We start from the raw sequence: 26,035 nt of genomic DNA, 5'->3' as shown, positions 1-26,035 counted from the left end.
AAGCGGCTCACCCGTTCGGCTTGGACCAGGGCCACTTCAGTTCGTGGCGTTCCCGCCCCTCGGGGGCGTACTCGTAGACCCAGCCGCGCTGGATCCCGAGCCGCTTGGTGTGCCCGGCCGGCTCGCGCCGGTACGCGTGGACGGTCGGTGGCCCGCCGTCGGCGTCCGGCACGGGCACCTCGTACCACTTCGGCGGATGTCCGGTGGGGCCGACGAGGACGGGCAGGACCCGGCCGTCGAGGGGGCCGCCACGGAAGGGGGTGTTCTCGCTTCTCACGCCACCAGTCTCATATGAGGTGTGCCGCCTCGCTCACCACGGGGGTCACTCGGAGCGCGAGGGTGCCTACCGGTCCCTGCGGGCGCTCCTGTGCGAGGAGCCGCTTGACGACCGCCGCCGTCTCCTCGTCGGTCGCGGCCGTGGCGGCGAGCAGCGCGATCAGATGGTCGACGAGCCAGTCCCGCAGCTCGGCGGCGGGCGGCTGCTTGCCCTCGTCGAGCCAGATCAGCGAAGCCGCCTCCACCGCCGCGATCCAGGTGCGGACCATCATCCGCAGCCGGGGGCCGGGGGCGTCCACCCCCAGGTGCACGAGGATCTGCTCGGCCGCGGCCCTCCGCACCTCGTCCACGATCGCCGTCGTACGGGAGGTCTCGGCGACGCTCCCGCCCTGGAGGAGCGCGCTGAACCCGGCGTCGTGCTGGTCGACGAAGGCGAGGTAGCGGTCGAGCACCCTGCCGAGGCGCTCGGTCGGCGGACCGGCGGGGGGCTCCGAGAAGCACCGCTCCAGGGCGTCGGCGGAGGAGCGCAACGCCGCCTCGTACAGCTGCTGCTTCCCGCCGGGGAAGTAGCGGTAGACGAGCGGCCGTGAGACGCCGGCCGCCTCGGCGACGTCGTCGAGGGAGACCTCGTCCGGAGCCCGGTGGGCGAAGAGCGTCAGGGCGGCGGCGAGGAGCTGCAGCCGTCGTTCCTCGACGCTGAGCCGGCGGTACGCGGGCGAGGCGGCACTGGTCATGCCTCGCAGGGTAGCTCCGCGAGGTGACGGGCAGGAGGGCCGCATCGACGCGCGGCTCCACCGCCCGGCCGGGGCGGCCGGTGCGGGCGGGCGCCCGCACCGGAACCGGCGCCGCATCCCGGGGCCGCCCCGCGCGGGGTGCCGCTCACGCCAGCAGCCCGGAGGACTTCCACAGCCGCCGGCCCGGTCCCCGCAGGACCCCGATGTCGTCGAGGAAGTCCGTCAGCCGCTTCGCGCCGGACTGCATGACCTCCCGGCGGTGCCCGCTCGCGCGGACCTGGGCGAGGGCCTGGCGGCGGTCCAGGCCGACGTTCTCGTACACCTGGGGGTTGATGAAGCAGGTGGAGAAGACGCGGGCTGCCTCGCCGCAGCTGAGCCGGGTGAACTCCTGCTCCCAGCGGGGCGCGGTCACCATCTGGCGCCGCAGCTCCTCCCGGGCGTAACGGACATGGCGTGCCTCCTCGACGACGTGGATGCGGGTCACACCGCGCACCAGGGTCTGGACGCGCTCGTCCGGGAAGGTCAGACGCTGCATCCAGTCGAGGATCTCCTCGCCGAGGAGGGTGGCCGCGAAGGAGCCGGGGGTGGTGGAGACGGTCTTCAGGACCCGGGCCAGGTTGTGGTAGATCCGCGGGACCCGGTACGCGGGTGCGCCGCCCTTCTGGATCATCCGGGCGAACATCATCGAGTGCCGGCACTCGTCGGCGATCTCGGTGAGCGCGTAGCGCACGTGGTTGCTGGTGAGGGACTTGTCGTAGATGTGCCGGACGAGCAGCTGCATCAGGATGATCTCGAACCAGATGCCCAGCGAGGCCAGCGAGGCGGCCTCGTGGCGGGCGAGGTCCATCCGCTGCTCCTCGGACATCCTCCGCCACAGCGGGGTGTCGTAGAGGGAGACGAGCTCGGGCGGCCAGAACCACTTGCCGTCCTCGATCGGGGCCTCCCAGTCGAGTTCGGTCTCCGGGTCGAAGGAGTGCTTCAGGGAGGACTCGAGAAGCCGCGCGGCGACCTGCTCCCGGTCGCGCAGGGGGCCGAGGGCGTCCCGGATGAGGGTGAAGTCGTGCTCGGTCCGAGTGGTCATGACGGAGAGACACCTCGCTGTGCACACGGTCGAGTTACCTGGGTCAGCACTTATGAGACTCCCCGTCAGTAAGGTCGTCAATCCCTTGCGCACTACTTGTTGACCGTCTGTCTACCAACGTGTGAGCCTGCCGGAAGGAGCACGTTCGGCGAGCGAAGGAGTCGTCAGTGTCGACGCACGACCTCTACGTGAAGGCCACGAGGGAACCCCTCTGGAACGTCCCCGCGGCCGGGGAGGCCCGCTTCAGCTGGGAGTACGAGGACGGCCGCGAGCGACTCCTCGCCCTCTACCAGAAGGGCAAGGACAAGCAGTGGGACGGCGCCACCCGCATCGACTGGGAGCTGGAGGTCGACCCGTACGACCCGCTCGGCACCCCTGACGACGTCCTCACCCTCCACGGCACGCGCCACTGGGCGATGATGACCGAGAAGGACAAGGGCGATCTGCGCAGGCACTACGCCTCCTGGCAGTTCAGCCAGTTCCTCCACGGCGAGCAGGGCGCGATGGTCTGCGCCGCCCGGATCGTGGAGTCGGTCCCGGACCTGGACGCCAAGTTCTACTCGGCGACCCAGACGATGGACGAGGCACGGCACGCGGAGATCTACGGCCGCTTCCTGCACGAGAAGGTCGGGATGCTCTACCCGATCAACGACAACCTCCAGGGCCTGCTCGGCGACACCCTGCGCGACTCGCGCTGGGACATGCCGTACCTCGGGATGCAGGTCCTCATCGAGGGGCTGGCGCTGGCCGCCTTCGGGATGATCCGCGACACGACGGACAAGCCGCTCCCGAAGCAGATCCTGGCGTACGTGATGCAGGACGAGGCCCGCCACGTGGCCTTCGGCCGGATGGCGCTGCGCGACTACTACAAGCAGCTGTCGGACGCGGAACTGCGCGAGCGCGAGGAGTTCGTGATCGAGGGCTGCTACCTGATGCGGGACCGGCTGCGCGGGGTCGAGGTGCTGGAGAACTTCGGCATCCCGAAGAAGGAGGCGGAGGAGCTCAGCGAGCAGAGCGAGTTCCTGCACCTCTTCCGCAAGCTGCTGTTCAGCCGGATCGTCCCGTGCGTGAAGGACATCGGCCTGTGGGGCGAGCGGCTGCAGCAGGCGTACCTGGACATGGGCGTCTTCGACCTCGGCGACTCGAACCTGGACCTGTTGATGACCCAGGACGAGGAGGTGGCCGAGGCGCTGGACCGTGAGCGCTTCGCGGCGGAGGAGGGGGAGCGGATCGCGGAGGTCGACGAGGCGATCGCGCGGGGCGCGGCGGAGGCGTAGCGCGAGAGTCGGGGCGGGTGGCGGAGGTGTGGCCGGGAAGTTCGGGGCGGTCGCCCGGAGGCGTGAGGCCGGGACGGTCGCCCGAGGCGTGAGGCCGGGACGGACCCGGGGCCCGGGCGTTCGGACCGGTGACGTAGCGTGCCCGGCATGACCATGCCGCCTTCGCCGCACCAGCCGCCCCACCACCCGTACGGCGGCCCGGTGCCGCCCCCGCAGCAGCCGGGAGCGTTCGGGGCTCCGCAGGGCTTCCCCCAGCAGGGCTTCCCGCCGCAGGGTTTCCCCCAGCAGGGTGTGCCGCCGCAGTACCAGGGGCCGGGCGCGGGAGCGTGGGGGCAGCCGTCCATGGGGCCGCCGCCGAAGAAGGGGCTGTCGGCCGGGGCGATCGTGGCCATCGTCGTCGGCTCCCTGGTCCTGGTCGGCGGTATCGGTTACGGAGTGGTCGCCGGGCTCTCCGGTGTCACCGGCTCCTTCCCCGAGGCGACGCACCGGCTGGTCGTCCCCAAGACCCTGCTCGCCGGCGAGTACACGCTGGTCGCCGACCTGTCCGAGACCGAGGGCAAGGAGATCGAGGACACGCCCGACCTCACCGTCAAGGACGCCGAGGCGGCGGTCGGGCAGTACAGCGGCGAGGACGACTCCGCCCTCGTCGTCTCCGGGATGCACGGACGGATCAAGAACGCCGAGCTCACCCGGTCGTCCATCCTCAAGGGCGCCGCCACCGAGAAGGGCTCGACACTCGTCGTCCGGCCCAAGGACTTCACCCCCGCCGGGTACGGCGTGACCATCAGCTGCCAGGTCACCACGTCGAAGGACGGCCTGGCCACGACCACGCTCCCCATGTGCGCCTGGGGCGACGACAACACCGCCGCCGCGGTGGCCCGGGTCACCCCCGAGCAGGCGACCGCCGACCCGAAGGACATCGACCTGGCCGAGCTCGCCGAGATCACGGCGAAGATCCGGGCGGAGATCCGCAAGCCGATCAGCTGACACCCGCGGACGGGGCGGGGCGCAGCGCCTCCTCCATCACCGCCCGGGCGATCGGCGCCGCGCTGCCGCCGCCGCTGATGTCCGTACGGCTGGCCTCCGCGTCCTCGATGACGACCGCCACCGCCACCGCGGGCTGGGCCGCGTCCGCGGCCTGCGCCCAGGCGATGAACCAGGCGTACGGCGTCCCGGTGTTGCCGAGGCCGTGCTGGGCCGTGCCGGTCTTGCCGCCGACCCGCGCCCCGGGGATGGCGGCGTTGCCGCCCGTGCCCTCCTCGACCGCCCTGACCATCAGCCGCTGCAGCTGGGCGGCGGTCGAGGGGCGCATCGCCTGCCGGTAGCTGCGGCGGCCGGTGGTGTCCACCGTGGTGCCGCCGGACGTCGTCGTCCGTTCGACCAGATACGGGTGGGCGATCTCCCCGTTGTTGGCGACCGCCGCCGCCACCATCGCCATCTGCAGCGGGGTCGCCGTCGTGTTGAACTGGCCGATCGACGAGAGTGCCAGCTGGTCGGGGCTCATGTCCGTGTCGAAGTTGGACCTCGCGACCCAGGCGGGGACCTCCAGGCGCGTGTCGTCGAAGCCGAACCTCTCCGCCGCGTCGACCATCCCCGTCAGGCCCACCTCCACTCCGAGCCCGGCCATCACCGTGTTGCAGGACCACTGGATCGCGTACGCCAGCGAGGCGTTCCCGCACCCCTTCGTGGCGTTCGGGAGGACCTGTCGCGTGCCCGGCAGCACGAAGGGGTCCGGGGTGTCCGTCGGCGCGTCGACGTCCGTCACCACGTCCGCGTCCAGCGCCGCCGCCGCGGTCACGATCTTGAAGGTCGATCCGGGGGGATAGGTCTGCCGGATCGCGCGGTTCAGCATCGGCTGGTTCGGCGAGGAGTTCAGTCGCGCCCACGCCTCCTCGACCTTCCGCCCGGTTCCCGAGAGCAGCCCGGGATCGTACGAGGGCGAGGAGACCAGGGCCAGGATCCGCCCGCTCGACGGCTCGATCGCCGCGACCGCCCCGCGCTTCCCGCCGAGCCCCCGGTAGGCGGCCTCCTGCATCGAGGCCCGGACGGTGGTCACGGCCTTCCCGCCCGGCTGCCGGCCCCGGGTGATGTCGTTCCAGAACGGCAGGGGGGCGAGCAGCGCGCTCGTGCCGGCGAGGATGCCGTCCTCGGCGCTCTCGACGAACGCGGTGCCGTACGTCTGGGACGCGTAGCCGGTCACCGGCGCGTACAGCGGCCCCTGTCTGTACGTCCGTTCGTAGCGCAGCTGCTGCCCGCTGTCCCGTGAGCCGGTCACCGGTCGCCCGTCGACGAGGATCGCGCCTCGCGGCTGCTCCCAACGCGCGATGGCCGGGCGCCGGTTGGCGGGGTTCTCGTCCAGCTCGTCGGCCCGGAGGACCATGACCCGTACGGCGTTCACCAGGAGCGCCACCAGGAGGACGAGGCAGAGCGCGGCCGCGCGGCGGATGTAGGGGATCACCGGGCGTCCTCCACGACCGGGGCGACGACCCCGGTCTCGACGGCGTCGGGGAGCGGGGCGCGGGCCGAGTCGCTGACGCGGATCAGCAGCGCCACGATGACCCAGTTGGTGACGACGGACGAGCCGCCCTGCGCGAGGAAGGGCATGGGCATCCCGGTCAGCGGGATCAGGCCCATCACCCCGCCGGCGATCACGAAGACCTGCAGCGCCAGGATGGAGGCGAGGCCGATCGCGAGGAGGCGGCCGAAGGGGTCGCGCAGCGAGAGTCCGGCCCGGTAGCCGCGGGCGACGAGCAGCGCGTACAGCAGGAAGAGCGCGGTCAGTCCGACCAGGCCGAGCTCCTCGCCGGCCGTGGCGAGGATGAAGTCGGACTTGGCGGCGAATCCGATCAGGATGGAGTGCCCGAGCCCGAGACCGGACCCGAGGACCCCGCCGGCGGCGAAGGAGAAGAGGGACTGGGCGAGCTGGCCCGGTCCGTCGCCGGCCTCGATGGAGGCGTAGGGGTTCAGCCAGTCCTCGACCCGGCTGTGCACATGGGGTTCCAGGGAGCCGACGGCGAACGCCCCGACGGCGGCCAGGAGCAGCCCGACGGCGATCCAGCCGGTCCGGCCGGTCGCCACGTACAGCATGATCACGAAGAGTCCGAAGAAGAGCAGCGAGGTGCCGAGGTCCCTCTCCAGGATCAGGACGCCCACGCTCAGCGCCCAGATCGCGGCGATCGGCCCGAGCACCCGGCCCGTGGGGAACTGGAGCCTCCAGATCCTGCGGCCGGTGTAGGCGAGCGCGTTGCGGTTCGCCGCGAGGTAGGCGGCGAAGAACACGGCCAGCAGGATCTTGGCGAACTCGCCCGGCTGGAAGGAGAGTCCGCCGATCCGGATCCAGATCTTGGCCCCGTTCACGGCCGGGAAGAAGATCGGCACCAGCATCAGGGCGAGCGCGCTGGCCATCGACAGGTACGCGTAGCGCTGGAGCACCCGGTGGTCGCGCAGCAGGACGACGACGGCGATGAAGAGGGCCACCCCGAGCGTCGACCAGACCAGCTGGGTGAAGGCCGCCTGGTCGTGGGGGGTCTCCAGGTCCAGCCGGTAGATCAGCACCAGGCCGAGTCCGTTGAGCAGGACGGCGATGGGCAGCAGCAGCGGATCGGCGTACGGGGCGCGCAAACGGACGGCCAGGTGGGCGAGGAGCGCGAGCCCGCCCAGACCGGCGCCGTAGCGGACGGCGTCCGGCGGCACGGCACCGCTCCTGGCCAGGCCGACGTCGGCGTAGCCGAGCACGGAGATCAGGACGGCGCAGACGAGGAGGGAGAGTTCCACGCCGCGGCGCTTCGGGTTGCGAGGCCCGGGCGGGGGAGCGTCCGCCGTCGTTGCGGTCATGGTGCGCAACGTAGCAAGCGGTAACCCTTATATCCCTTATGTGTGACGGTGTGCCGTCAGGGCTCCGGCTCGGTCTCCGTCACGTCGAAGGAGACGTACTCCGGCAGCGTCAGCCTCGCCAGCGCGCCGCCCTCGCCGTCCGGCGCCGCGCCGAAGACCAGCTCCGCGCCGATCACTTCGGTCTGCCCCACGGCGATCGTGAGCCCGAGCCCGTGCCCCTTGCCTCCGCTCTCCGTACGGAACCGCTGCGGCCCGGTCGCCAGGAGGTACTCGGGGTATCCGGGGCCGTGGTCCCGCACCGTGACGACCGGGCCGTCGACGGTCAGGACCACCGGCGGCGCGCCGTGCTTGTGCGCGTTGGCGAGGAGATTGCCGAGGACCCGCTCCAACCGCCGCTTGTCCGTCTCGACGGTGGCGTCGCGGACGACCCGCACCTCGGTTTCCGTCCCCGACGCGCGCACCACCCCTCGGGCGAGCGGGCCGAGGTCGTGCACGGCCAGGTCCACCGTCTCGTTGCGGGCGTCGAGCCGGGAGATCTCCAGCAGGTCCTCGGTCAGATCGCGCATCGCCCGCACCCGGTCGCGTACGAGCTCCGAGGGCCGGCCTTCCGGCAGCAGTTCGGCGGCGGCCGACAGGCCGGTCAGCGGGGTGCGCAGCTCGTGCGCGACATCGGCGGTGAAGCGTTGTTCCGTCTGCAGCTTGCCCTGGAGCGAGGAGGCCATCGTGTCGAGCGCCCCGGAGACCGTGGCCACCTCGTCCTGGGGGCGCGAAGGGTCCTTCGTCCGGGGGTCGTCGACCCGTGCGTCGAGGTCGCCCGCGCTGATCCGCCGGGCGACCTGGGCGGTCAGGTGCAGCCGCCGGGTGACCCGGGTGACGGCGAAGGCGCCGAGCAGCAGCGTGGCCCCGATCGCCAGGACCGAGGACCCCAGGATCGAGCGGTCGAGCCCGTCGATGGTCTCGGCGCTCGTCGTGTAGTCCTGCTGGACGGCGAGGGCGCGGCCGTCCGCGGGACCGGCCGCCCACATCGTCGGCCTGCCCTCGTGCTCCGCGACCATGGTGCCGTGCTCGCCCCGGAGGGCGAGGGCCCGCAGCGAGGCCGGCAGGCCCTCGGGGTCGATCCCGGAGAACCGGGGAAGCGGGTCGCCCGCCTCGTAGGCGCGGGTGGCGGCGGTGAGCCGGGTCAGCGCCCTCTCCCTGGAGTCGGTCACCGTCTGTCCGGCCACCGATACGTGCACGAGCGCGCCGAGCAGCGCCGCAAGGGCGCAGCACATGACCGCGATGAAGACCGTGGACTTCCAGGTGAGGGTCGCGGTCCAGGCGGGGAGGCGCGGCCTCGCACGCCGGGTCACCGGGGCTCTCCGGAGAGCTCGTCGGCGGGCGGGGACGGGCGGGGCGAGGGGGACGGGGGAGCCGTCGGCTCCACGAAACGGGGCGCGGGGGTCGGCGAGGGTGACGGGACCGGCGGTTTGACGCGCACGATCTCGTCCCGGGCCGGCAGCATCGCGCGCTGCTGCTCGTCCCAGGACCAGGCGGTGCGGTACTCGTACCCCGGAATCCCGGCCGAGGCGGCCCGCACGATCACGTCCCGGCCCGCGAGTTCGACGCTGATGACCTGATCGATGGTGGACATGATCCGGGTGAGGGTGTCGTTCTCGGCGAGATAGACCCGCAGGCCGACCTGCTGGTCGGGCATCCGGATGCCGACGATCAGCTCGTCGCGTCCGTTGCCGGTGAGGTCGCGGTAGTACGGCCGCATGACCGGGCACTTCGTGGGCTCGGTGGCGCAGCGGCCGATCTGCCGGGCCGTCTCCTCGTACATGCCGTCGGCGCCGGAGTAGGTGTCGGGGTGGGCGTTCGCCTCGGCGCGGACCACGGCCACGGCGTCGACGCGGTGCACGTCGTTGTCGGGGGCCTTGATGCCGGGGACGGTCTGGGTGTCCGTCTCGCCGTAGTCGAGGGGCGGCTCGCTCGCGGGCGGAAGGTCGGGCCAGAGCCGGACCGGGCCGACGGCGGTCCGCGTGGGGCCGGCGCTCTCCAGTCCGCCCACGCCACCGCAACCGGAGAGCACGAGCGGCGCCGCCGCGGCCAGGGCCACGGCGGCGACGAACGGCCGTCCGCGCGCTCTCACACTGCTCCTCGGGGCTGATGGCTTCGCCGCTTCACCGGGTCGGCGAAGAGGGCGATGTCGTCGGTGCGGTGACCGTCCCGGATCGGGCCGCGCAGGCGTTCGACCGGGGCTCGGGACGGTCGGTCTTCCCGTAGACCTTATTCGTAGGGAAGTCCTTTTTGTCTACTCGCCGGATCTCGCGGACCCGGAAGGCGGCCGTGAAGCCGCCGTCGCCGCGTCGGCGTGCGGTCGCGTCCGGGGTGAGGGCGGCGAGGTCCCGCGCCGGCGGCGCCCCGTGACCGCCGCTCGCAGCCTGCCGCCCCGCGTCCGGCCGCCCGCCGCCCGCCACCCCCCGCCCTGCGACCGGCCGCCCGCACCCGCCAGCCCGCAGCCCGCCGCCCCGACGGCCTCGGCCGGCGGGGCCTTGGGGCGCGGCGGCGGGGGCGTGCTCATCGGGCTGCGGACCCTTGCCGCGACCGCTGACGGACGCGAAGCCGAACGTCCGACATCGCCGCTTCGTGGTCAGAGCCCTGGGGGGTCGCCTCGGAGCTGTTACAGCTCCATCCGGTCGAGCGCCGCACGGCAGAAGGTGAGCAGCTTCTCGTCCTCGTGGACGTCATGGCTGCTGAAGCCGCTCTCGCGCACGTTGTGACGGCGGCGCCGGGTCAGCTCCGCACGGATCAGCCCCTCCGCCGCCGCGGCGGCCGGGCCCATCTCCGCCAGGCACTCGGCGATGTCCACGCGCGCGTGCCGGTTCTCCTCCCAGGCGGCCATGAGCACCGGGAGCGCCGACTCCACGTCCCCGGCGACCCGCCACAGGGCCGTCGCGCTGCGCACCCGCACCCACAGGTCGCGTGCCGTGAGGCCGGGAAGCAGGGACGGCGCGCCGCCGGCCGCGGCCGGACCGATCTCACCCAGGGCCCGCGCGGCGGCGCAGCGGTCGGCGTCCGGCAGACCGGACGACAGCCGGGCCTCCAGGGCGGGCAGCACGGCGCCCCGGTCGCCCTCCACGGACCAGAGCGCGAGCGCCGCCTGGGCCGAGACCGCGGCCGCCTCGCTCTCCAGCAGCTCCCGCACCTCCGGCAGCGCCTCCCGGGCGGCGGGCCCGAAGGCCGCGAGCGCCCGCAGCGCCGCCTCCCGCACCCAGTCCCTGCGGTTCGCCGGCGCCCCGCGCAGCACCCGCAGCACCTCGGGCAGCGCCTGCACGCCCCGGACCGAGGCGAGCGCGAAGAGCAGCGGCGCCGCGTGGTCGTAGAGCCGGTCGTCCAGCTCGACGCGGGCCAGGCGGCGGCGCAGCGCGGGGGCGAGCGGGACCGCGGCGGGGCCCAGGGTGGGCACCGCGTACAGCAGGTCGCGCCGCACCTCGGGCTCCCCGAGAGCCCGGGCGAGCAGCGGCACCGCCCGCGGGTCGCCCGACCTGGCGAGGGCCAGCAGCGCCCTCGCCCGGGCGTCCGGAGCTCCGGGCCCCGGGGCGGCGAGCCACCCGGCGAGGGCGTCGACCGCGGGGCCGGTCAGCTCGAACAGCCCCTCAAGGAACGACGCGGCGGCCTCGCGCAGCCGCGGATCCGGGTCGGCGAGCTGCGCCCCGACCAGCCGCACCACCTCCTCGTACCGCCCCCGCCATACGCGTATCAGCCCACCGCACAGCCAGATCGCGTCCGCCCGCTGGGACCGGTCGGGGCTGCGCAGCTGGGAGAGGACCAGCGCGATCCGGTCGTCGACGCGATCGTCGAGCGCGGTGTGGAGCGTGCGCATCAGCTCGTCGGTCCACGGGGTCGGGCGGCCGGCGGCGCGGTCCTCGAACAGCTCGCGGACCTGCCCGATCAGGGTGGGCGTCGACGGCCGGGGGCTGTCGGGGCGGACCGGCTCGACGGACGCGGTCCGCACCTCGTCCAGCAGGCAGGTCACCCGCTCCACGACGTCGTCCGGAACCTCGCCCGGCGCGCACCTGGCCAGCTGGGCCAGGGCCGCCAGCCGCAGGCCGGGCGCCTGCGCGGCGCGGCTGAGCCAGCCGAGCCACTCGACGGTCTCCGCCCGCAGCGACTCGTGCCGCCGCGCGATCCGCCCGACGGCCTCCACCAGGGCGAGCCGCACCTCCGTGTCGCACTCGACCGTCAGCCGCTCCCGCAGCAGGCTCAGGACGTGCGCCGGGTCGGGGTGCAGCGAGGCGAGCGCGCAGGGGGCCGCCAGCCGCACCTCGGGATCGGGGTCGCCGACCAGGCCGAGGAAGACGTCCGCTCCGGCGGCGACGGCCGCCGCCGCCATCGCGTAGTTGGCGGCCGGGATGAACTCCTCGTCGTCCGGATCCAGTTGGTCCAGCTCGTCGTCGCCGCTCAGGTCGATCCCGCCGATGCTGGTCAGCAACTCGACGATGCCGCCCCGGTCCTGGACCTTCGGATCGGCGACGAGTTCCAGCAGGAAGGGGATGCAGGCGAGCGTCGAGTCGTACACGTCGCCCTGGTGGTGGACCGCGCCGTACATCGCGTCGAGGGCGGTCTCCCGCTCCGCCGGATCCGCGGAGGCGAGTCCCCGCAACAGTCCCGGCACATCGTCCGCGGGGCCGTAGGCATGGCCCAGCGAGGCCCAGTCGACCTCCTCGATCCCCGTCAGCATGCGGCCGCCGCCTTCCCCGTGAGCGCTGTACCAGGCAGCAAGTGTGCACCACGGTCCCGACAACCAGGACCCGCTGACCGGACGCGGTCCACGAACCGCCCCCGGGGCGCATGCTTTGCGCCACGCGCTCGGCGCGGCCGGGGAGTTGCTCCGGGGCGCGGCCGGCGCACGGGACGGCTCGAACCACTGCTTCCGGGTGCCTTCCGTGTGTCCCAGGGCTGAATCGGCCCGGATCGGGAGTAGCGGAGGCCGCTCGGGGTGAGGACTGACCCGTGGATCTGCCCCGTATCGCGCCGATGCTCGCCACGCCCGGCACGCTGCCACCCCCCGGGCGGGACGCAGCGTGGGCCTACGAGACCAAACAAGATGGCCAAAGGGCGATGCTCTATCTCGGCGGGGACGGCGGCCTCGTGGTGCGCTCGCGCTCCGGCGAGGACGTCACCGCCGCCTATCCGGAGCTCGGGGCGCTGGCCCGGGCGCTGCCCGCCGGCCGGGCGGCGGTGCTGGACGCGGAGATCGTCGTGCTCGACGCGAGCGGGCGCGGCGACTTCGCCCGGCTCCAGCCCCGGATGGGCCTGGCGGGCTCGCCGGCCCGGGCGCGGCGGATGGCGGTGAGCGACCCGGTGCACGCCGTCCTGTTCGACCTGGTCTTCCTGGACGGACGGCTGCTCACCGGGCTGCCCTGGACGGGGCGCCGCGAGGAGCTCGAAGGGCTGTCGCTGGAAGGCCCGGCCTGGTCCACGCCGCGCGCCCTGGTGGGCCACGGCGAGGCGGCGCTCAGGGCGACCCGCGAGCACGGCCTGGAGGGGCTCCTCTGCAAGAGGATCACTTCCCGGTACGAACCGGGGGTGCGCTCGAAGAACTGGATCAAGATCCGCAACATGCGCACCGCGGACATCGTCGTCGGCGGCTGGCTGCCCGGCGGCGGACGGCTCTCCGGCCTGCCGGGATCGGTCCTCATGGGCCAGCGTCACGCCGGCGGGCTGCGTTACGTCGGCAGCGTGGGCACCGGCTGGAGCGAGTCCGAACGCGCCGACCTGGCCCGGCTGCTGCACGCCGCCGAGATCGAGGACTGCCCCTTCTCGGAGGTGCCGCCGGTGGCGGGGGCGCGCTGGGTCGTGCCGCGGCTGGTGGGCGAGGTCCGGTACGCCGTCCGCACCAGGAACGGCCTGCTGCGCCAGCCGTCCTGGCTGCGGCTGCGCCCGGACCTGACGCCCGAGGAGTCCGCCGCCGACTTCGCCTGAGGCGACGCGACGCCGGGACGGTGCGCGACGGCTCCCGGCAGGACCCGGCGGGGCCGGGCGGGTTCGGAGAGCGGCCGGTCAGGACGGCGCTGGGAGGGGTGCGGCCCGGGCGGGTTCGAAGAGCGGGGCGAGCAGGTCCCCGTACCGCTGAAGACGTGGCGCGATGTCGTCCATCAGCAGGACGAGATCCTCGGGCTCCCCGCACGCCTCGACCTCCTCCCAGGTCACCGGTGCGGAGACGGTCGGCCGTGGCCGCGCCCGCAGGGTGTAGGGGGTGGCGGTGGTCTTGGCGGCCGCGTTCTGGCTGAAGTCGACGAAGACCTTGCCCGGCCGCAGGGCCCGTGCCATCCGGTGCACGACCAGGGAGGGGTGATCCGCCTCCGCCCGGACGGCGAGCTGTCTCGCGTACGCCGAGACCTGGTCGGACGGTGTCGGCTCCACCGGTACGAGCAGATGCAGGCCCTTGGCGCCGGAGGTCTTCACGAACGCCTCCAGGCCGTCCTCCGCGAGCCGCTCCCGCAGCCAGAGAGCCACCCGGCAGCACTCGACGACGGTCGCGGGGGGCCCGGGGTCGAGATCGAGGACGAGGCGGTCGGCGACGGCGGGGGAGTCGGAGCGCCACTGCGGGGTGTGGAACTCCACCACCAGGTTGGCCGCCCACATCAGTGCGGGCAGGTCCTGGATCATGACCTGCCGGGCGCGCGGGTCCTCGGAGCGCGGCACCGGGGTGGTCTTCACCCAGGCGGGCGTGCCGGGCGGCGGGTTCTTGGTGAAGAAGAGCTGGCCCTCGGGGCCGTCCGGGTAGCGCAGGAAGGAGACCGGGCGGTCGCGCAGATGGGGCAGGAGCGCGGTGCCGACGGTGGCGTAGTAGTGCAGCAGCTCGCCCTTGGTGGTGCCCGTGGCCGGGTGGAGGATCTTGTCCAGGTTGCTGAGCGCCAGGCGCCGCCCCTCCACCTCTGTGATCGGCGTCATACGATGAGAATCCCATGTTTCCGGGAATCTCGTGTGAAAGGGATGAAACGTGCGATCCATCTGGAACGGCGCCATTTCCTTCGGCCTGGTCAGCATCCCGATCAAGCTGGTGAACGCCACCGAGAGCCGGTCCGTGTCCTTCCGCCAGATCCACGCCGAGGACGGCGGCCGGATCCGCTACCGCAAGGTGTGCGAGCTGGACGGCGAGGAGGTCTCCCAGGCGGAGATCGGCAAGGCGTACGAGGACGCCGACGGGACCATGATCCCGATCACCGACGAGGACCTGGCCTCCCTGCCGCTGCCGACGGCGAAGACGATCGAGATCGTGGCCTTCGTGCCGGCGGGGGAGATCGACCCGCTCCAGATGGACGCCGCCTACTACCTCTCCGCGAGCGGGGTGCCGGCCGCCAAGCCGTACACGCTGCTGCGGGAGGCGCTCAAGCGCAGCGACAAGGTGGCGGTGGCGAAGTACGCGCTGCGAGGGCGCGAGCGGCTGGGGATGCTCAGGGTCGTGGACGACGTGATCGCCATGCACGGACTCCTCTGGCCGGACGAGATCCGCGCCCCCGAGGGGGTGGCGCCGGAGACCCCCGTCGCCATCCGCGACGCGGAACTGGACCTGGCGGACGCCCTGATGGCCACGCTCGGCGAGGTGGACATCAGCACGCTGCACGACGACTACCGGGAGGCCGTCGAGCAGATGATCGCCGCGAAGGCGGAGGGCGGTGAGGGGGTCGCGCCCCCGGAGCCGGAGGCGGAGGGCGGCGGCAGGGTCATCGACCTGATGGCCGCGCTGGAGAGCAGTGTCCGCGCGGCCAAGGAGGCCCGCGGGGAGGGCGAGGTCGCCGAGGTGACCAAGCTGGCGTCCCGGAAGACGGCGTCACGGACGCCCAAGGAGACGGGCGCGCGCAAGTCCACGTCGAAGACGGCCGCGAAGAAGACGGCGGCGCCGGCCCGGAAGTCCACGTCCGGGACGGCGGCGGGGGGCAAGGCGTCGACGGCGAAGTCGACCGCCAAGTCCACGGCGAAGTCCACCGCGAAGAAGGCGGCGAAGAAGACGACGGCGAAGAAGGCGACCCCGCGCAAGCGCAGCGCCTGAGCGTCCGACCGGCCCCGTCAGGACCGAGCGGGCGGCCGGGGCACTCCGGGCCACGCCCGCCCGGGCGCCACGCCCGCGCCCGCCCCGCCCGGCCTTGCCCGACCGGGCCCCTTGCCCGGTCGCTCCGGTCGCCCCCCTACCGGGCGTCCCGGAGCAGTTCCCGCAGGGACCCCTTCATGGCGTCGACGAACGCCTCCCGCTCCGTCTCGCCCACCAGGTCGAGCGAGAGGTACGGATTGAGGTCCTCCAGCTCCACGAGCAGCAGCTCCCCGTCCGGGGCGCGGCAGGCGTCGACGCGCTGGATGCCGAAGTCCAGGTCGTTCCAGTCGACGAAGCGCTGCGCGAACTCCAGGTCCGCGGCGGTCGGGGCGTACGGTTCGAGCCGCCAGCGGGCCTCCGGGTCCGGTGCGTACAGCGCGTACTGGAAGGTGCGCCCGACGAAGTAGAAGGACACCTCGTAGGCGAAGTCGATGCGCGGCTGCACGAGCATCCCGGCGGGGTCCACCTCGCCGAGCCGGTCCCGTTCCACGAAGTCGAGGCCGACCGAGTCCGCGCCCAGCAGGGGCTTCACCACGTACTCCGCGGCCTCCGGCAGCAGCGCGAACTCCTCGCGCCGTCCCACCGTGGGAATGACCGGAAACCCCTCCTTCGACAGGTGGAGGAGATAGTCCTTTCCGGCCATGTCCCCCTTGCCGGAGAGCGAGTTGAACATCCGCGTGCCGGCCCCGCGCGCGGCGCGGACGAAGGCGTCGTACGCCTCCTGGTAGTGGATCACGGGCCCGCTGTTGCGTACGACCACGGCGTCGAAGCCGCCCATCAGCGCGGCCGCGTCGAGCGGGTGGCAGAGCGCGACCGCGAACTCCTCGCGGAGCCGGCCGGAGAGCCAGATGTCCTCGTCGCAGTAGCGCCGCCCGCGCGCCTGATAGCCGAGGTCGGTGACGTAGAGAAGCGTTCCCATGGGGGCATCCAAGCAGAACGATCCGATCGCATATCGGACAGGGTCGGTCGCTGGGCGGGCACGAACGAAGGCTCGACCGGTCGCGTTCCCATCCTCGCCGGATCCCCGTGCCGTCTCGCCGCCGATTCCTCCGATCGCCGCACCCGGGTGCGGGAGAATGGCGGGCCGATGGGGCAGGAATCGGGAGGGGACGCACGTGCACGCCCAGGAGACGACGTTCAGCAAGCTGGTCCATGGTGAGACGCAGTTCCAGGTCCCGCTGTACCAGCGCACCTACACCTGGCAGCGGGACGAGTTGCGGCAGTTGTGGGACGACGTGCTGGAGCTCGTCGAGGACAAACTGGAGGGGCGGGAGCCGGCGGCCCACTTCCTCGGGTCGGTGGTGCTCGCGCCGGAGCGGGTCGCGGCGGGCGGGATGCAGCGCTGGCTGGTCGTGGACGGCCAGCAGCGGCTGACCACGCTGATGCTCGCCTTCACCGCGCTGCGCGACCACCACAGGGCCCGGGGGCGGGACAAGAAGGCGGCCCGCATCCACGACCTCATCCTGGTCAACGGCTACCAGGACGGGAACGACCACTACCGCCTGCTGCCGACCCAGGCCGACCGCGAGGCGTTCGTCGCCTGTGTCGAGACGCTTCCCACGGCCGGCGGACCGGGCAACATCGGCGGGGCCTACCGGTTCTTCCTCGCCGCGCTGACCGAGGGGGAGGAGCACTCCGGCGAGGAGTGGGCCGCCGCCGTGGAGTCCGTGCTCCGCGACTTCCTGTCCATCGTGTCGATCACCGCGGCCGAGGGCGACAACGTGTACCGGATCTTCGAGTCCATCAACAACACGGGTGTCGGCCTCAGCCAGAGCGACCTGCTGCGCAACTACCTCTTCATGTGTCTGCCCGAGCGAGGAGAGGCCGTCTACCGGAATCTGTGGCTCCCGATGCAGGAGCTGCTCGGCCCGGCCAGGCTGGAACTCCTCGTCTGGCTCGACCTGGTCGTCGGCGGCGACAACCGCGCCAAGCAGAGCGAGATCTACCGGGACCAGAAGAGGCGTCTCGAACCCCTGAGCTCGGACGAGGCGGCGCTGGAGAGGGAGATCGCCCGGCTGCACGTGCGGGCCGGCCGTCTGATGCGGATCGTCGAACCCGCGCGGGAGGGCGACCCGGGCCTGCGCGAGGTGCTGGAACGGCTCTCCCGCTGGGGCGGCCAGACCCACTTCCCGCTGGCGCTGCTCCTTCTCGACCGGGTGGACGAGGGGAGCTGTGGTCCCGCCGAGGCCGCCACCGCCCTGTCGTACGCGGAGAGCTACATGGTCCGGCGGCTGTTCGCCGGCAACTCCACCACGGGCAACAACCGCACCTTCATGGAGCTGCCCAAGGAGGTGGAGAAGGAGCTGGAGAACGGGCGCTCGCTCCCGGACGCGGTACGCCATGCCCTGTCGGCCAAGACCGGCACCCGCGTCTGGCCCTCCGACGCGGTGACGCGCGAGGCCGTCCGCGCCCGCCCCTTCTACAAGTCGGGCCGCTCGAACCAGCGCTTCGAGATCCTGCGCCGGTTCGAGGAGAGCCACAACGCCAGCGAGCCGGTCGACTACGCCAGGGCGAAGCTCACCGTGGAGCACGTGCTGCCCCAGCAGCCCGCCCAGCAGTGGTTCGATCTCCTCGCGGAGGAGGCCGGCGAGAGCGAGAGCCCGGAGGAGGTGCACACCCAACTGGTGCACACGCTCGGCAACCTCACGCTCTCCGGCGACAACACCCGCCTCTCGAACCACCCTTTCCGGCGCAAGCAGCAGATCCTCGATTCCAGCTCCCTGCGGATGAACCAGCGGATCGCGGCCGAGGGACGCTGGGGGAGGGCCGAGATCCTCGCGCGCGCGGACGAACTGGCGGACCGCGCGATGGAGTTGTGGCCCGGGCCCATCGACGGGGTGGCCCACGCCGGCGCCGAATGGGCGGGCTGGGGCGAGCTGCGCCAGGCCCTCCTCGCGATGCCGTCGGGCACATGGACCACCTACGGTGACCTCGCCGCCCTGATCGGCACCTCCGCCATCGCGGTCGGCAGCCATGTCGGCACCAGGCCCGCGCTGCACGGGGCGTATCGCGTCCTGATGGCCGACGGCAGGATCTCGCCCGGATTCCGCTGGCCGGAAGGGCGGGAGGCGCCCGCCCCGCGGACGGTCCTGGAGTCCGAGGGGGTCGTGTTCGACGAGGCCGGCCGGGCCCGCCGCTCCCACCGGCTGACGGCCGCGGACCTGGCCACGCTGGTCGGCAAGGACGACTTCGAGCAGGAGACGCCCTCCCGGGGCCCCGGCGGCCTCGGGAGCGACGGGGAGACCGCCGCGGGCCGCTTCGAGACGCTGTTGCGCGACAACCAGACGCCCGACACGGTGGAGGGGGTGCTCGCGTCCCTGCGGTTCTGGGAGGAAGAGGGCGGGACCCTCGACTACGGGAAGAAGAGCGAGACCAGCTGCTTCCCCATGCTGTCGGTGGGCGACGGCCGCGCCCGTTCGCTGTGGCCGCTCGCCCTGTACCCCGTGACGGGCACCGTCGAGGTCGTCTTCCAGCATCTGAAGCGCCGGCCCCCCTTCGACGACGAGCTGGCACGACGCGAGCTGATGGCGCGCCTGAACCGGATCGACGGTATCGACCTCGCCGAGGCGAAGCTGGACCTGCGCCCGTCGTTCCCGCTGGAGGTCTTCGCCGAGCACGGTGACGAACTCCGCTCCGTCCTGACGTGGTTCGTCGCCACGGTCGCGTCCGCGGAGACCCGCCGGCCGGCCGGCGGCGACACGGAGGCGGAGCGCTGACCTGACCCGACGCTGTCCTCCGCGAGCATCGCGTCCGAGGGCGGCACCCGCACAGCGCATCGTCGGCCGAGGGCCGCGCGGCAGCCGCCGCGCGGCCCTTCGTCGTGTGCGGGGGTGCTCGGGCGAGGGTTCGCACTCCGATCAGGAGGGCTAATCAACGGGCCCTGGGGCGGCGGCGGTTACCTCCGTATCGTTTTTGGAGGTAACAGCTACGGAGGAGGAACCTTCAGATGAGCCCCATCGCCTCGCGCCACTACTTCGAGACCCAGCTCCAGCTCACCGAGGACCCGCTGCTGGTCGCGGCCCGCCTCGCCGACTCGGGGCTGCACGAGTCGTACGTCGTCTACGAGAACGGTGGCAGCTGGTCCTACGCGGGCGGCGTCCGCGCCGAGCTGACGCTGGACCGCGCCGGCGCCCGGCTGACCCAGGAGGACGTCCCGGACGCCTTCCGCCCCTGGAACGACCAGCCGCTGCGCCTGGTGTCCGAACTGCTCGACACCGTCACCGTGCCGTACTGGAGGGCCTACGGCTGGGCCACCTTCGAGCTCTCCTACGCCAAGGACGGCAACCTGGACGGCATCGGCGACGGCCGCCTCATGCACCTCGTCGTGCCGCGTGCCGAGGTCCGCTTCGAGGCCGGTCACGCCCTGCTGCGCGCCTCCGACCAGGCCACCCTCGACGCGCTCCTCACCACCGTCGCCAACCCCGGCCCGGCCCTGGACGGACAGCCCCGCCCGCTGGACGTGCACGCCACCGGCGGCGCCCAGTACCGCGAGGCGGTGCGGCTCGCCGTCGACGAGATCAACGCGGGACAGCTGCACAAGGTGATCCTGTCCCGTGTCGTCGAGGTCGACGACGACGTCGACCTGACCGGCACCTACGTGGCCGGCCGCCGCGGCAACAACCCGGCCCGCTCCTTCATGCTCAACCTGGGCGGCACCGAGGCCATCGGCTTCAGCCCGGAGATCGTCGTCCAGGTCTCCGAGGACGGTCGCGTCGTCAGCCAGCCGCTGGCCGGCACCCGCGCCCTCACCGGCGACCTGCTCACCGACGAGGGCCTGCGCGCGGACCTGTTCGGCTCTCCCAAGGAGGTCTACGAGCACGCCATCTCCGTCAAGGTCGGCGCCGACGAGCTGGTCGACGTCTGCGTCGAGGGCTCGGTCGAGGTGCCGGAGTTCATGGCCATCCGCGAGCGCGGCAGCGTCCAGCACCTCGCCTCCCGCGTCGCGGGCAAGCTCGCCCCCGGCCGCGAGGCATGGGACGCGTTCGGCGCGGTCTTCCCCGCCGTCACCGCCTCCGGCGTGCCGAAGTCGGCCGCGTACGACTCCATACGCCGGCACGAGCCGGAGTCCCGCGGCCTCTACAGCGGCGCCGTCCTCACCGTCGACCACACCGGGGCGATGGACGCGGCCCTGGTCCTGCGCAGCGCCTACCGCAAGGACGGGCGCACCTGGCTCCGGGCCGGCGCGGGCATCGTCGGCCACTCCACGCCGGAGCGCGAGTTCGAGGAGACGTGCGAGAAGCTCGACAGCGTCGCGCGGTTCCTGGTGCCCGCCGGCGCCGGGGCGGGCGGTACCCGATGAGGGTCGCCCAGGAGGTCTACCTCGCCGGAGTCGGCAGCTGGCTGCCGGACGAGGTGACGACCGCCGACGCGGTGGCGAGCGGCTGGTACGAGGAGGCCGACCGCACGGCGTCCGGGATGCTGGCCGTCCGGGTGGCCGGGGAGCTCCCGGCGCCCGAGATGGCCGTACGGGCCGCCCGCACCGCCCTGCGCAGGGCGGCCCGGACCGGGATCACCCCCGACGACTACGGCGCCTTGCTGCACTGCGCCACCTACCACCAGGGCCCCGACGGCTGGTCCGCCCCGCACTACGTCCTGCACCGCACCCTGGACCGGCCGGTCGGCGCCGCCCAGGTCGGCCCCGGCTGCCTCGGGATGCTGACCGCCCTGGAGATGGCCGCCCACCGGCTGGCGGCCGACGACGGCAAGGACGCCGTCCTGCTCACGGCGGCCGACAACTTCTCCGCACCCCTCGTGGACCGCTGGAACTCCTCCCGGCTCTTCCTGCTCGCCGACGGCGGCGCGGCTGCCGTGGTCTCACGGCGGGACGGCTTCGCCCGGCTGCTGTCCGTCGGCTCGGTCTCCGCCCCCTCGATGGAGGAGCTGCACCGCGGTGGCGAGGAGCTCTTCCCGCCCGGCATCACCGTCGGCCGCTCGCTCAACTTCGAGGAGCGCAGCGACCACTGGCGCAAGCGGTGGGCCGAGGGCGCGGCGCCGCCGAAGGTACACCTCGGCGACGTGGTCGCCGAGGCGGTGGACCGCGCCCTGGTGGACGCCGACACCGACCTGGAGAAGGTGGCGCGGATCTGCCACACCGGCTACGCCGACGGCGCCCTGCACACCATCTACCTCGACCCGCTGGACGTCGAGGCCGCCCACGGGACCTGGGAGTTCACCCGCCACATCGGGCACGTCGGCGCCGCCGACCCGTTCATCGGGCTCGAACGCCTGTGGACACGGGGCGAGGTCGCACCCGGTGACCGCGTGCTGCTGCTCGCGGCCGGCCCCGGCATGGAGGTCGCCTGCGCGGTCGTCGAGATCACCGCGCCCTATCTGCCCGCCGCAGGGACCGACGACGGCGCCGGAACCGAGAGCGACAACGGCACCGCACCTCAGGAGGAGGACCAGTGATGCTCGAAGGATGCACCCCCTGGCCGGCCGAGACGGCCGAGCGCTACCGCCGGGAGGGCGTGTGGAACGGCACCGACCTCGGGTCGCTGCCGCGCGCCTGGGCCGACCGGTACGGCGACGCCACCGCGCTCGTCGCCGGTGAGGCCCGGATCAGCTACACCGAGCTGGCCGACCGGGTGGACCGCAGGGCCGCCGGATTCGTCCGGCAGGGAGTCGAACCGGGCGACCGGATCGTGCTCCAGCTGCCCAACGTGCCCGAGTTCGTCGAGGTGGCCTTCGCGCTGTTCCGGGCCGGCGCCAAGCCGGTGTTCTCGCTCACCTCGCACCGGTCGAACGAGATCCGGCACCTGTGCGAACTGTCGGGCGCCACCGGATACGTCGTCCCGGGCGTCTTCCGCGGCTTCGACCACACCGCGCTGGCCCTGGAGCTCGCGGCCGAACTGCCCGCACTGCGCAGGATCTACGCCCAGGGCGAGCACGGCTCTCCCGCGGTCGTCCCGCTGGAGTCGGTGGACGCCGACCCGGTCGACCTGCCCGCCAACGACCCCTCCGACGTGGCCTTCTTCCTGCTCTCCGGGGGGACGACCGCGCTGCCCAAGCTGATCCCGCGCACCCACGACGACTACGCCTACCAGACCCGCACGGTCGGCGCCCTCGCCGGTCTGACCCCCGAGGACGTCTATCTGGCCGCGCTGCCGGTGGAGTTCAACTTCACCTGGGGCTGCCCGGGAGTCGTCGGCACCCTCGCGGCCGGCGGCACCGTCGTCCTCGCCCCCGACCCCACGGCGGACGACTGCTTCACGCTGATCGAGCGGGAGCGCGTCACCCTCACCTCGGTGGTGCCCACCGTCGCCAGGCTCTGGCTCGACGAGCGCGAGTGGTCCGACGCGGACCTGTCCAGCCTCAAGGTCCTCCAGATCGGCGGGGCCCGGCTCGAACCGGAGCTCGCCGCCCGCGTCACCCCCGAACTCGGCTGCCGGCTCCAGCAGGTCTTCGGCATGGCGGAGGGACTCCTGACGATGTCCCGCCCCGACGACGACCCGCACTCCGTCCTGCACACCCAGGGCCGGCCGGTCTCCCCCTTCGACGAGGTGAAGATCGTCGACGAGCGGGGAGAGGAGGTGCCCGCCGGGGTCACCGGAGAGCTCCTCACCCGGGGCCCGTACACGCTGCGCGGCTACTACCGGGCCCCCGAGCACAACGCCAGGGCGTTCACCACCGACGGCTTCTACCGCACCGGGGACCTCGCGAGCCTCACCGAGGATGGCCGGCTGATCGTCCGGGGGCGGCTCAAGGACGTCGTCATCCGAGGCGGCGACAAGATCGCGGCCGGCGAGGTCGAGGCCCACTTGCTCAGCTGCCCGGGGGTCGCCGCGGCCGCCGTGGTGCCGGTGCCGGACGAGTTCCTCGGCGAGCGGATCTACGCCTTCCTCGTCGGCCGCCCGGACGTCGAGGAGCCCTCCCTGGCCGACCTCAAGGCCGCGCTGCACGCGCGCGGACTCGCCGACTACAAGCTGCCGGACCGCGCCGAGTTCGTCGCGGACCTGCCGCTGACCCCCCTCGGAAAGATCGACAAGAAGGTGCTCTCGGCCGCCGCCGCCGACGCCTCCCTGCCGCGCCGCTGGACCCCCGCGCCCCGGCCCGGGACCACGTCCGACGCCGCGCCCGCGCCCGCGCCCGTCCCGTCCCTCTCGACCTCACAGAAAGGGTGAACCGCCATGGCCGGCATACGTGCCGCACGTACCGCTCCGCGCACCTCACCGCTCTCCGCCGTCGAACTCCGCCAGGAGGTGGCCGCCGTCCTCGGTGCACAGCCCGACACCATCCCCGGTGACGCCCACCTCGTCCACCTCGGACTCGGCTCGCTGGAGATGATGCGCCTCGTCACCCGCTGGCGCCGGCAGGGCCTGCCCGCCGAGTTCGCCGAACTCGCCGCCGCCCCCACCCTCGACGACTGGCACCGTCACCTCACCACCGCCTGGAACACCCGGACCGCGGAGGTGGCGTGATGAGCGCCCTGCTGGTCAAGGGCGGCTGCCTCTATCCGGCGGACGCCGGCGACACCGTCGTCCCCGACGGCGCCGTCCTCGTCGAGGACGGCGTGGTGATCGCGGTGGGCCCGGCCGCCGAGGTCGAGGGCTTCGTCCGGCCCGAACAGCGGGCCGCGCTGCGGACCATCGACGCCCGGGGCCGGATGATCCTGCCCGGCTTCGTCAACCCGCACTGGCACGAGATGTTCGCGATGCGCTTCCCCTTCAAGGGCGCCCTGCGCGACGCCTCCGACCGGGACGACAAGCCGGTGTTCATGGCCCTCGGCGGAGACGTCCCGCAGATCTCCGTCATCTTCGACTCCTTCCACGGCCAGGTGGACCGCCTCACGCCCGACGAGGCACTCGCCATCGCCCGGTACTCGATGTGGACGCAGCTGCGCTCCGGGGTGACCGCACTGGGCGACGTCGGATCCCTCAACAAGCCGGAGGCGCTCGCCCGCGCCGCCCGTGACCTCGGGATGCGCCTCACGGTGAGCACCTGGGCCTCCGACGCGGTGTGCGCCCCCGGGGACACCCGCTTCCGCCGGACCCGCGACGCCGACGACGAGCTCCAGCGCATCGAGAAGCTCCTGATCGACTGCTCGAACGACCCCGAGGGGCTCGTCCGGGCCTGGCCGACCGCGGTGTACGGCACCAACATGACCGATGAACTGGGCGCGGGGTTCGCCGAGTTGGTGGCCCGCTTCGACGTCCCCTTCGCCGCGCACGTCGGGGCGCTGCGCAACGAGGCCGAGGTGATGCTCGCGTACCACGGCTCCACCCCGGTGCGCAGGTTCGCCGACCTCGGACTGCTCTCCGACCGGTTCATGGCCGTGCACTGCGCCTTCGCCGACGCCGGCGAGCGGGCGCTGCTGATCGGCGCGGGCGCGCACATCAGCCACTCGCCGGCCAAGTACGGCCCCGCGGGGGAGGCGTCCCTCACCGAGACCCGGCTGTTCCCCGAGTTCCGCCGGGCCGGACTCGACGTCTCGCTCTCCACCGACGGCGCCGCCATGCCGATCGGCGGCATGGCCGAGTCCATGCGGGTCGCGTGGCAGATCTACAACGAGATGTACGCCGACCCCACCGAGGTGCTCCCCACCGACGCGCTGGCGATGGCGACCCGGCTGCCCGCACGCGGGCTCGACCAGGGCGAGCGGATCGGCAGCCTCGAACCGGGCAAGCAGGCCGACCTGCTGCTGGTGAAGGCCGACGACTGGCGCTACCTCCTCAACCCGCGCCCGCTGGAGGGCTTCCTCGCCCTGGGCGGCTCCATGGACGTGGACACCGTGATCGTCGCCGGCCGGGTGCTGATCGAGGACGGCCGGTCCACCGGCCTGGACGAGGAGGTCCTGGAGGCCGACTACCTGGAGGCGCTGAGCTCCTTCACCGTCCGCTGCCTGGGGGTCGACGCCGACGCGGTCGCCGCCCGGCTGCGGCAGCGCACCGAGACGCTCGCGGCCCGCAGGCTCGCCAGGGCCGGCCTGGTCTCCCTCCCCACCGACCGGAAGGAACGGCGATGAACACGAAGACGGCCCTGGTCACCGGGGCGGCGGGCGGAATCGGGGCGGCCGTCGCCCGCGCCCTCGCCGAGGAGGGCGTACGCGTCGCGCTGCTCGACGCCGATCCGCTCGCCCTGGAACCGCTGACCAAGGAGCTGCGGACGGCGGGCGCGTCCGTCCTCGCGCTGGGCGTGGACGTGCGCTCCAGCGAGGAGGTGGACGCCGCCGTCGACCGCACCGAGCGCGAACTGGGGCCCCTCGACCACCTGGTGAACGCGGCCGGAGTGCTGCGCACCGGTGAGGTCGCGGGATACAGCGACGAGGACTGGGACACCACCTTCGCCGTCAACGCCACCGGTGTCTTCCACGTCAGCCGCGCGGTCGCCAACCGGATGGTGCCCCGCCGGTCGGGGGCGATCGTCACGGTCGCCTCGAACGCGGCGGGAATCCCGCGCTGGAACATGGCGGCCTACGCGGCCTCCAAGGCCGCCGCGACCAGCTTCACCAAGACGCTCGGGCTCGAACTGGCCCGGTACGGCATCCGCTGCAACGTGGTCGCGCCCGGCTCCACCGAGACGCCGATGCTCACCGCGATGTACGCCGACGGCGACGCGGCCCGCCCCTCCGTCGAGGGCTCGCCCGGCACGTACCGCCTGGGCATCCCGCTCGGCAAGCTCGCCCAGCCCGAGGACATCGCGCACGCCGTGCTCTTCCTGCTCTCCGACCGGGCCTCGCACATCACCCTGCACGGTCTGACGGTGGACGGCGGCGCCGCGCTCGGCGTCTGAGCCGCGCGCCCTTGTCCCCGTTCCTCCTCCT

21 protein-coding genes are annotated in these 26,035 nt (G+C 73.0%); 11 read left to right on the top strand and 10 right to left on the bottom strand.

Features of this window, described 5'->3' with window-relative positions:
• Positions 1-7: 7 nt before the first annotated feature.
• The 3 genes from AB0D99_RS09010 to AB0D99_RS09000 all read right to left on the bottom strand — a co-directional run bounded on the left by AB0D99_RS09010 (position 8) and on the right by AB0D99_RS09000 (position 2,091).
• Positions 8-277 carry a hypothetical protein gene (locus tag AB0D99_RS09010; RefSeq protein ID WP_362358336.1) on the bottom strand — a complete coding sequence of 90 codons (270 nt, stop codon included), beginning with the start codon at positions 275-277 and terminating at the stop codon, positions 8-10.
• Positions 278-287: 10 nt separating this feature from the next.
• Positions 288-1,010: a TetR/AcrR family transcriptional regulator gene (locus tag AB0D99_RS09005; protein ID WP_362358335.1), complete on the bottom strand. Its 723-nt coding sequence runs from the start codon at positions 1,008-1,010 to the stop codon at positions 288-290.
• Between the two features lie 145 nt (positions 1,011-1,155).
• Complete coding sequence (locus AB0D99_RS09000; RefSeq protein ID WP_362358334.1) at positions 1,156-2,091, bottom strand: diiron oxygenase; 936 nt, start codon at positions 2,089-2,091, stop codon at positions 1,156-1,158.
• Between the two features lie 167 nt (positions 2,092-2,258).
• Here AB0D99_RS09000 and AB0D99_RS08995 point away from each other — a divergent pair, with 167 nt between their 5' ends.
• Positions 2,259-3,368: a ferritin-like domain-containing protein gene (locus AB0D99_RS08995; RefSeq protein WP_362358333.1), complete on the top strand. Its 1,110-nt coding sequence runs from the start codon at positions 2,259-2,261 to the stop codon at positions 3,366-3,368.
• Between the two features lie 147 nt (positions 3,369-3,515).
• Positions 3,516-4,355 (top strand): hypothetical protein, encoded by an 840-nt coding sequence (locus tag AB0D99_RS08990; protein ID WP_362358332.1) that lies wholly within the window; start codon positions 3,516-3,518, stop codon positions 4,353-4,355.
• Here AB0D99_RS08990 and AB0D99_RS08985 read toward each other — a convergent pair.
• The 5 genes from AB0D99_RS08985 to AB0D99_RS08965 form a co-directional block, all read right to left on the bottom strand.
• Entirely contained in the window at positions 4,348-5,826 is a 1,479-nt protein-coding gene (locus AB0D99_RS08985; RefSeq protein ID WP_362358331.1) for a penicillin-binding transpeptidase domain-containing protein, read from the bottom strand. The genes AB0D99_RS08990 and AB0D99_RS08985 overlap by 8 nt on opposite strands.
• The gene (locus tag AB0D99_RS08980; RefSeq protein WP_362358330.1) at positions 5,823-7,202 is read right to left on the bottom strand and encodes an FtsW/RodA/SpoVE family cell cycle protein; all 1,380 of its coding nucleotides are present in this window, start codon (positions 7,200-7,202) and stop codon (positions 5,823-5,825) included. Before AB0D99_RS08980 ends, AB0D99_RS08985 begins: the two co-directional genes overlap by 4 nt.
• Positions 7,203-7,258: 56 nt before the next feature.
• Positions 7,259-8,551 carry a HAMP domain-containing sensor histidine kinase gene (locus AB0D99_RS08975; protein WP_362358329.1) on the bottom strand — a complete coding sequence of 431 codons (1,293 nt, stop codon included), beginning with the start codon at positions 8,549-8,551 and terminating at the stop codon, positions 7,259-7,261.
• Entirely contained in the window at positions 8,548-9,330 is a 783-nt protein-coding gene (locus AB0D99_RS08970; protein ID WP_362358328.1) for a hypothetical protein, read from the bottom strand. Before AB0D99_RS08970 ends, AB0D99_RS08975 begins: the two co-directional genes overlap by 4 nt.
• A 531-nt stretch (positions 9,331-9,861) precedes the next feature.
• Entirely contained in the window at positions 9,862-11,922 is a 2,061-nt protein-coding gene (locus AB0D99_RS08965) for a PBS lyase (protein ID WP_362358327.1), read from the bottom strand.
• 272 nt (positions 11,923-12,194) lie between these two features.
• Here AB0D99_RS08965 and AB0D99_RS08960 point away from each other — a divergent pair, with 272 nt between their 5' ends.
• Complete coding sequence (locus AB0D99_RS08960) at positions 12,195-13,166, top strand: ATP-dependent DNA ligase (RefSeq protein ID WP_362358326.1); 972 nt, start codon at positions 12,195-12,197, stop codon at positions 13,164-13,166.
• Between the two features lie 78 nt (positions 13,167-13,244).
• Here AB0D99_RS08960 and ligD read toward each other — a convergent pair whose 3' ends face one another.
• Entirely contained in the window at positions 13,245-14,138 is an 894-nt protein-coding gene (ligD, locus tag AB0D99_RS08955; protein ID WP_362358325.1) for a non-homologous end-joining DNA ligase, read from the bottom strand.
• Positions 14,139-14,187: 49 nt separating this feature from the next.
• Here ligD and AB0D99_RS08950 point away from each other — a divergent pair, with 49 nt between their 5' ends.
• A complete protein-coding gene (locus AB0D99_RS08950; RefSeq protein ID WP_362358324.1) occupies positions 14,188-15,237 on the top strand; it encodes a Ku protein in 1,050 nt (349 codons plus the stop codon).
• Positions 15,238-15,373: 136 nt separating this feature from the next.
• Here the strand turns inward: AB0D99_RS08950 and AB0D99_RS08945 are convergent, their stop codons facing one another.
• Positions 15,374-16,195, bottom strand: coding sequence for a hypothetical protein (locus AB0D99_RS08945; protein WP_362358323.1), 822 nt, complete (start codon positions 16,193-16,195; stop codon positions 15,374-15,376).
• A gap of 196 nt (positions 16,196-16,391) precedes the next feature.
• Between AB0D99_RS08945 and AB0D99_RS08940 the strand changes: the two genes are divergently transcribed.
• From AB0D99_RS08940 to AB0D99_RS08910, 7 genes are all read left to right on the top strand, one after another.
• Positions 16,392-18,992 (top strand): DUF262 domain-containing protein, encoded by a 2,601-nt coding sequence (locus AB0D99_RS08940; protein WP_362358322.1) that lies wholly within the window; start codon positions 16,392-16,394, stop codon positions 18,990-18,992.
• 230 nt (positions 18,993-19,222) lie between these two features.
• Positions 19,223-20,575: a salicylate synthase gene (locus AB0D99_RS08935; protein WP_362358321.1), complete on the top strand. Its 1,353-nt coding sequence runs from the start codon at positions 19,223-19,225 to the stop codon at positions 20,573-20,575.
• The gene (locus AB0D99_RS08930) at positions 20,572-21,684 is read left to right on the top strand and encodes a ketoacyl-ACP synthase III family protein (protein ID WP_362358320.1); all 1,113 of its coding nucleotides are present in this window, start codon (positions 20,572-20,574) and stop codon (positions 21,682-21,684) included. The genes AB0D99_RS08935 and AB0D99_RS08930 overlap by 4 nt, the downstream gene beginning before the upstream one ends.
• A complete protein-coding gene (locus AB0D99_RS08925) occupies positions 21,684-23,396 on the top strand; it encodes an AMP-binding protein (protein ID WP_362358319.1) in 1,713 nt (570 codons plus the stop codon). The genes AB0D99_RS08930 and AB0D99_RS08925 overlap by 1 nt, the downstream gene beginning before the upstream one ends.
• Positions 23,397-23,402: 6 nt before the next feature.
• On the top strand, positions 23,403-23,693 hold the full coding sequence (locus tag AB0D99_RS08920; RefSeq protein WP_362358318.1) for a phosphopantetheine-binding protein: 291 nt from the start codon (positions 23,403-23,405) through the stop codon (positions 23,691-23,693).
• A complete protein-coding gene (locus tag AB0D99_RS08915; protein ID WP_362358317.1) occupies positions 23,693-25,237 on the top strand; it encodes an amidohydrolase family protein in 1,545 nt (514 codons plus the stop codon). Before AB0D99_RS08920 ends, AB0D99_RS08915 begins: the two co-directional genes overlap by 1 nt.
• On the top strand, positions 25,234-26,004 hold the full coding sequence (locus tag AB0D99_RS08910; RefSeq protein WP_362358316.1) for a 2,3-dihydro-2,3-dihydroxybenzoate dehydrogenase: 771 nt from the start codon (positions 25,234-25,236) through the stop codon (positions 26,002-26,004). Before AB0D99_RS08915 ends, AB0D99_RS08910 begins: the two co-directional genes overlap by 4 nt.
• The last annotated feature ends 31 nt before the right edge of the window (positions 26,005-26,035 follow it).

The sequence above is a fragment of the Streptomyces sp. NPDC047971 genome (genome assembly GCF_040653355.1).
GTDB lineage: Bacteria > Actinomycetota > Actinomycetes > Streptomycetales > Streptomycetaceae > Streptomyces.
Note: the sequence above shows the minus strand (reverse complement) of the source record. Positions and strands in the feature narration are given on the sequence as shown.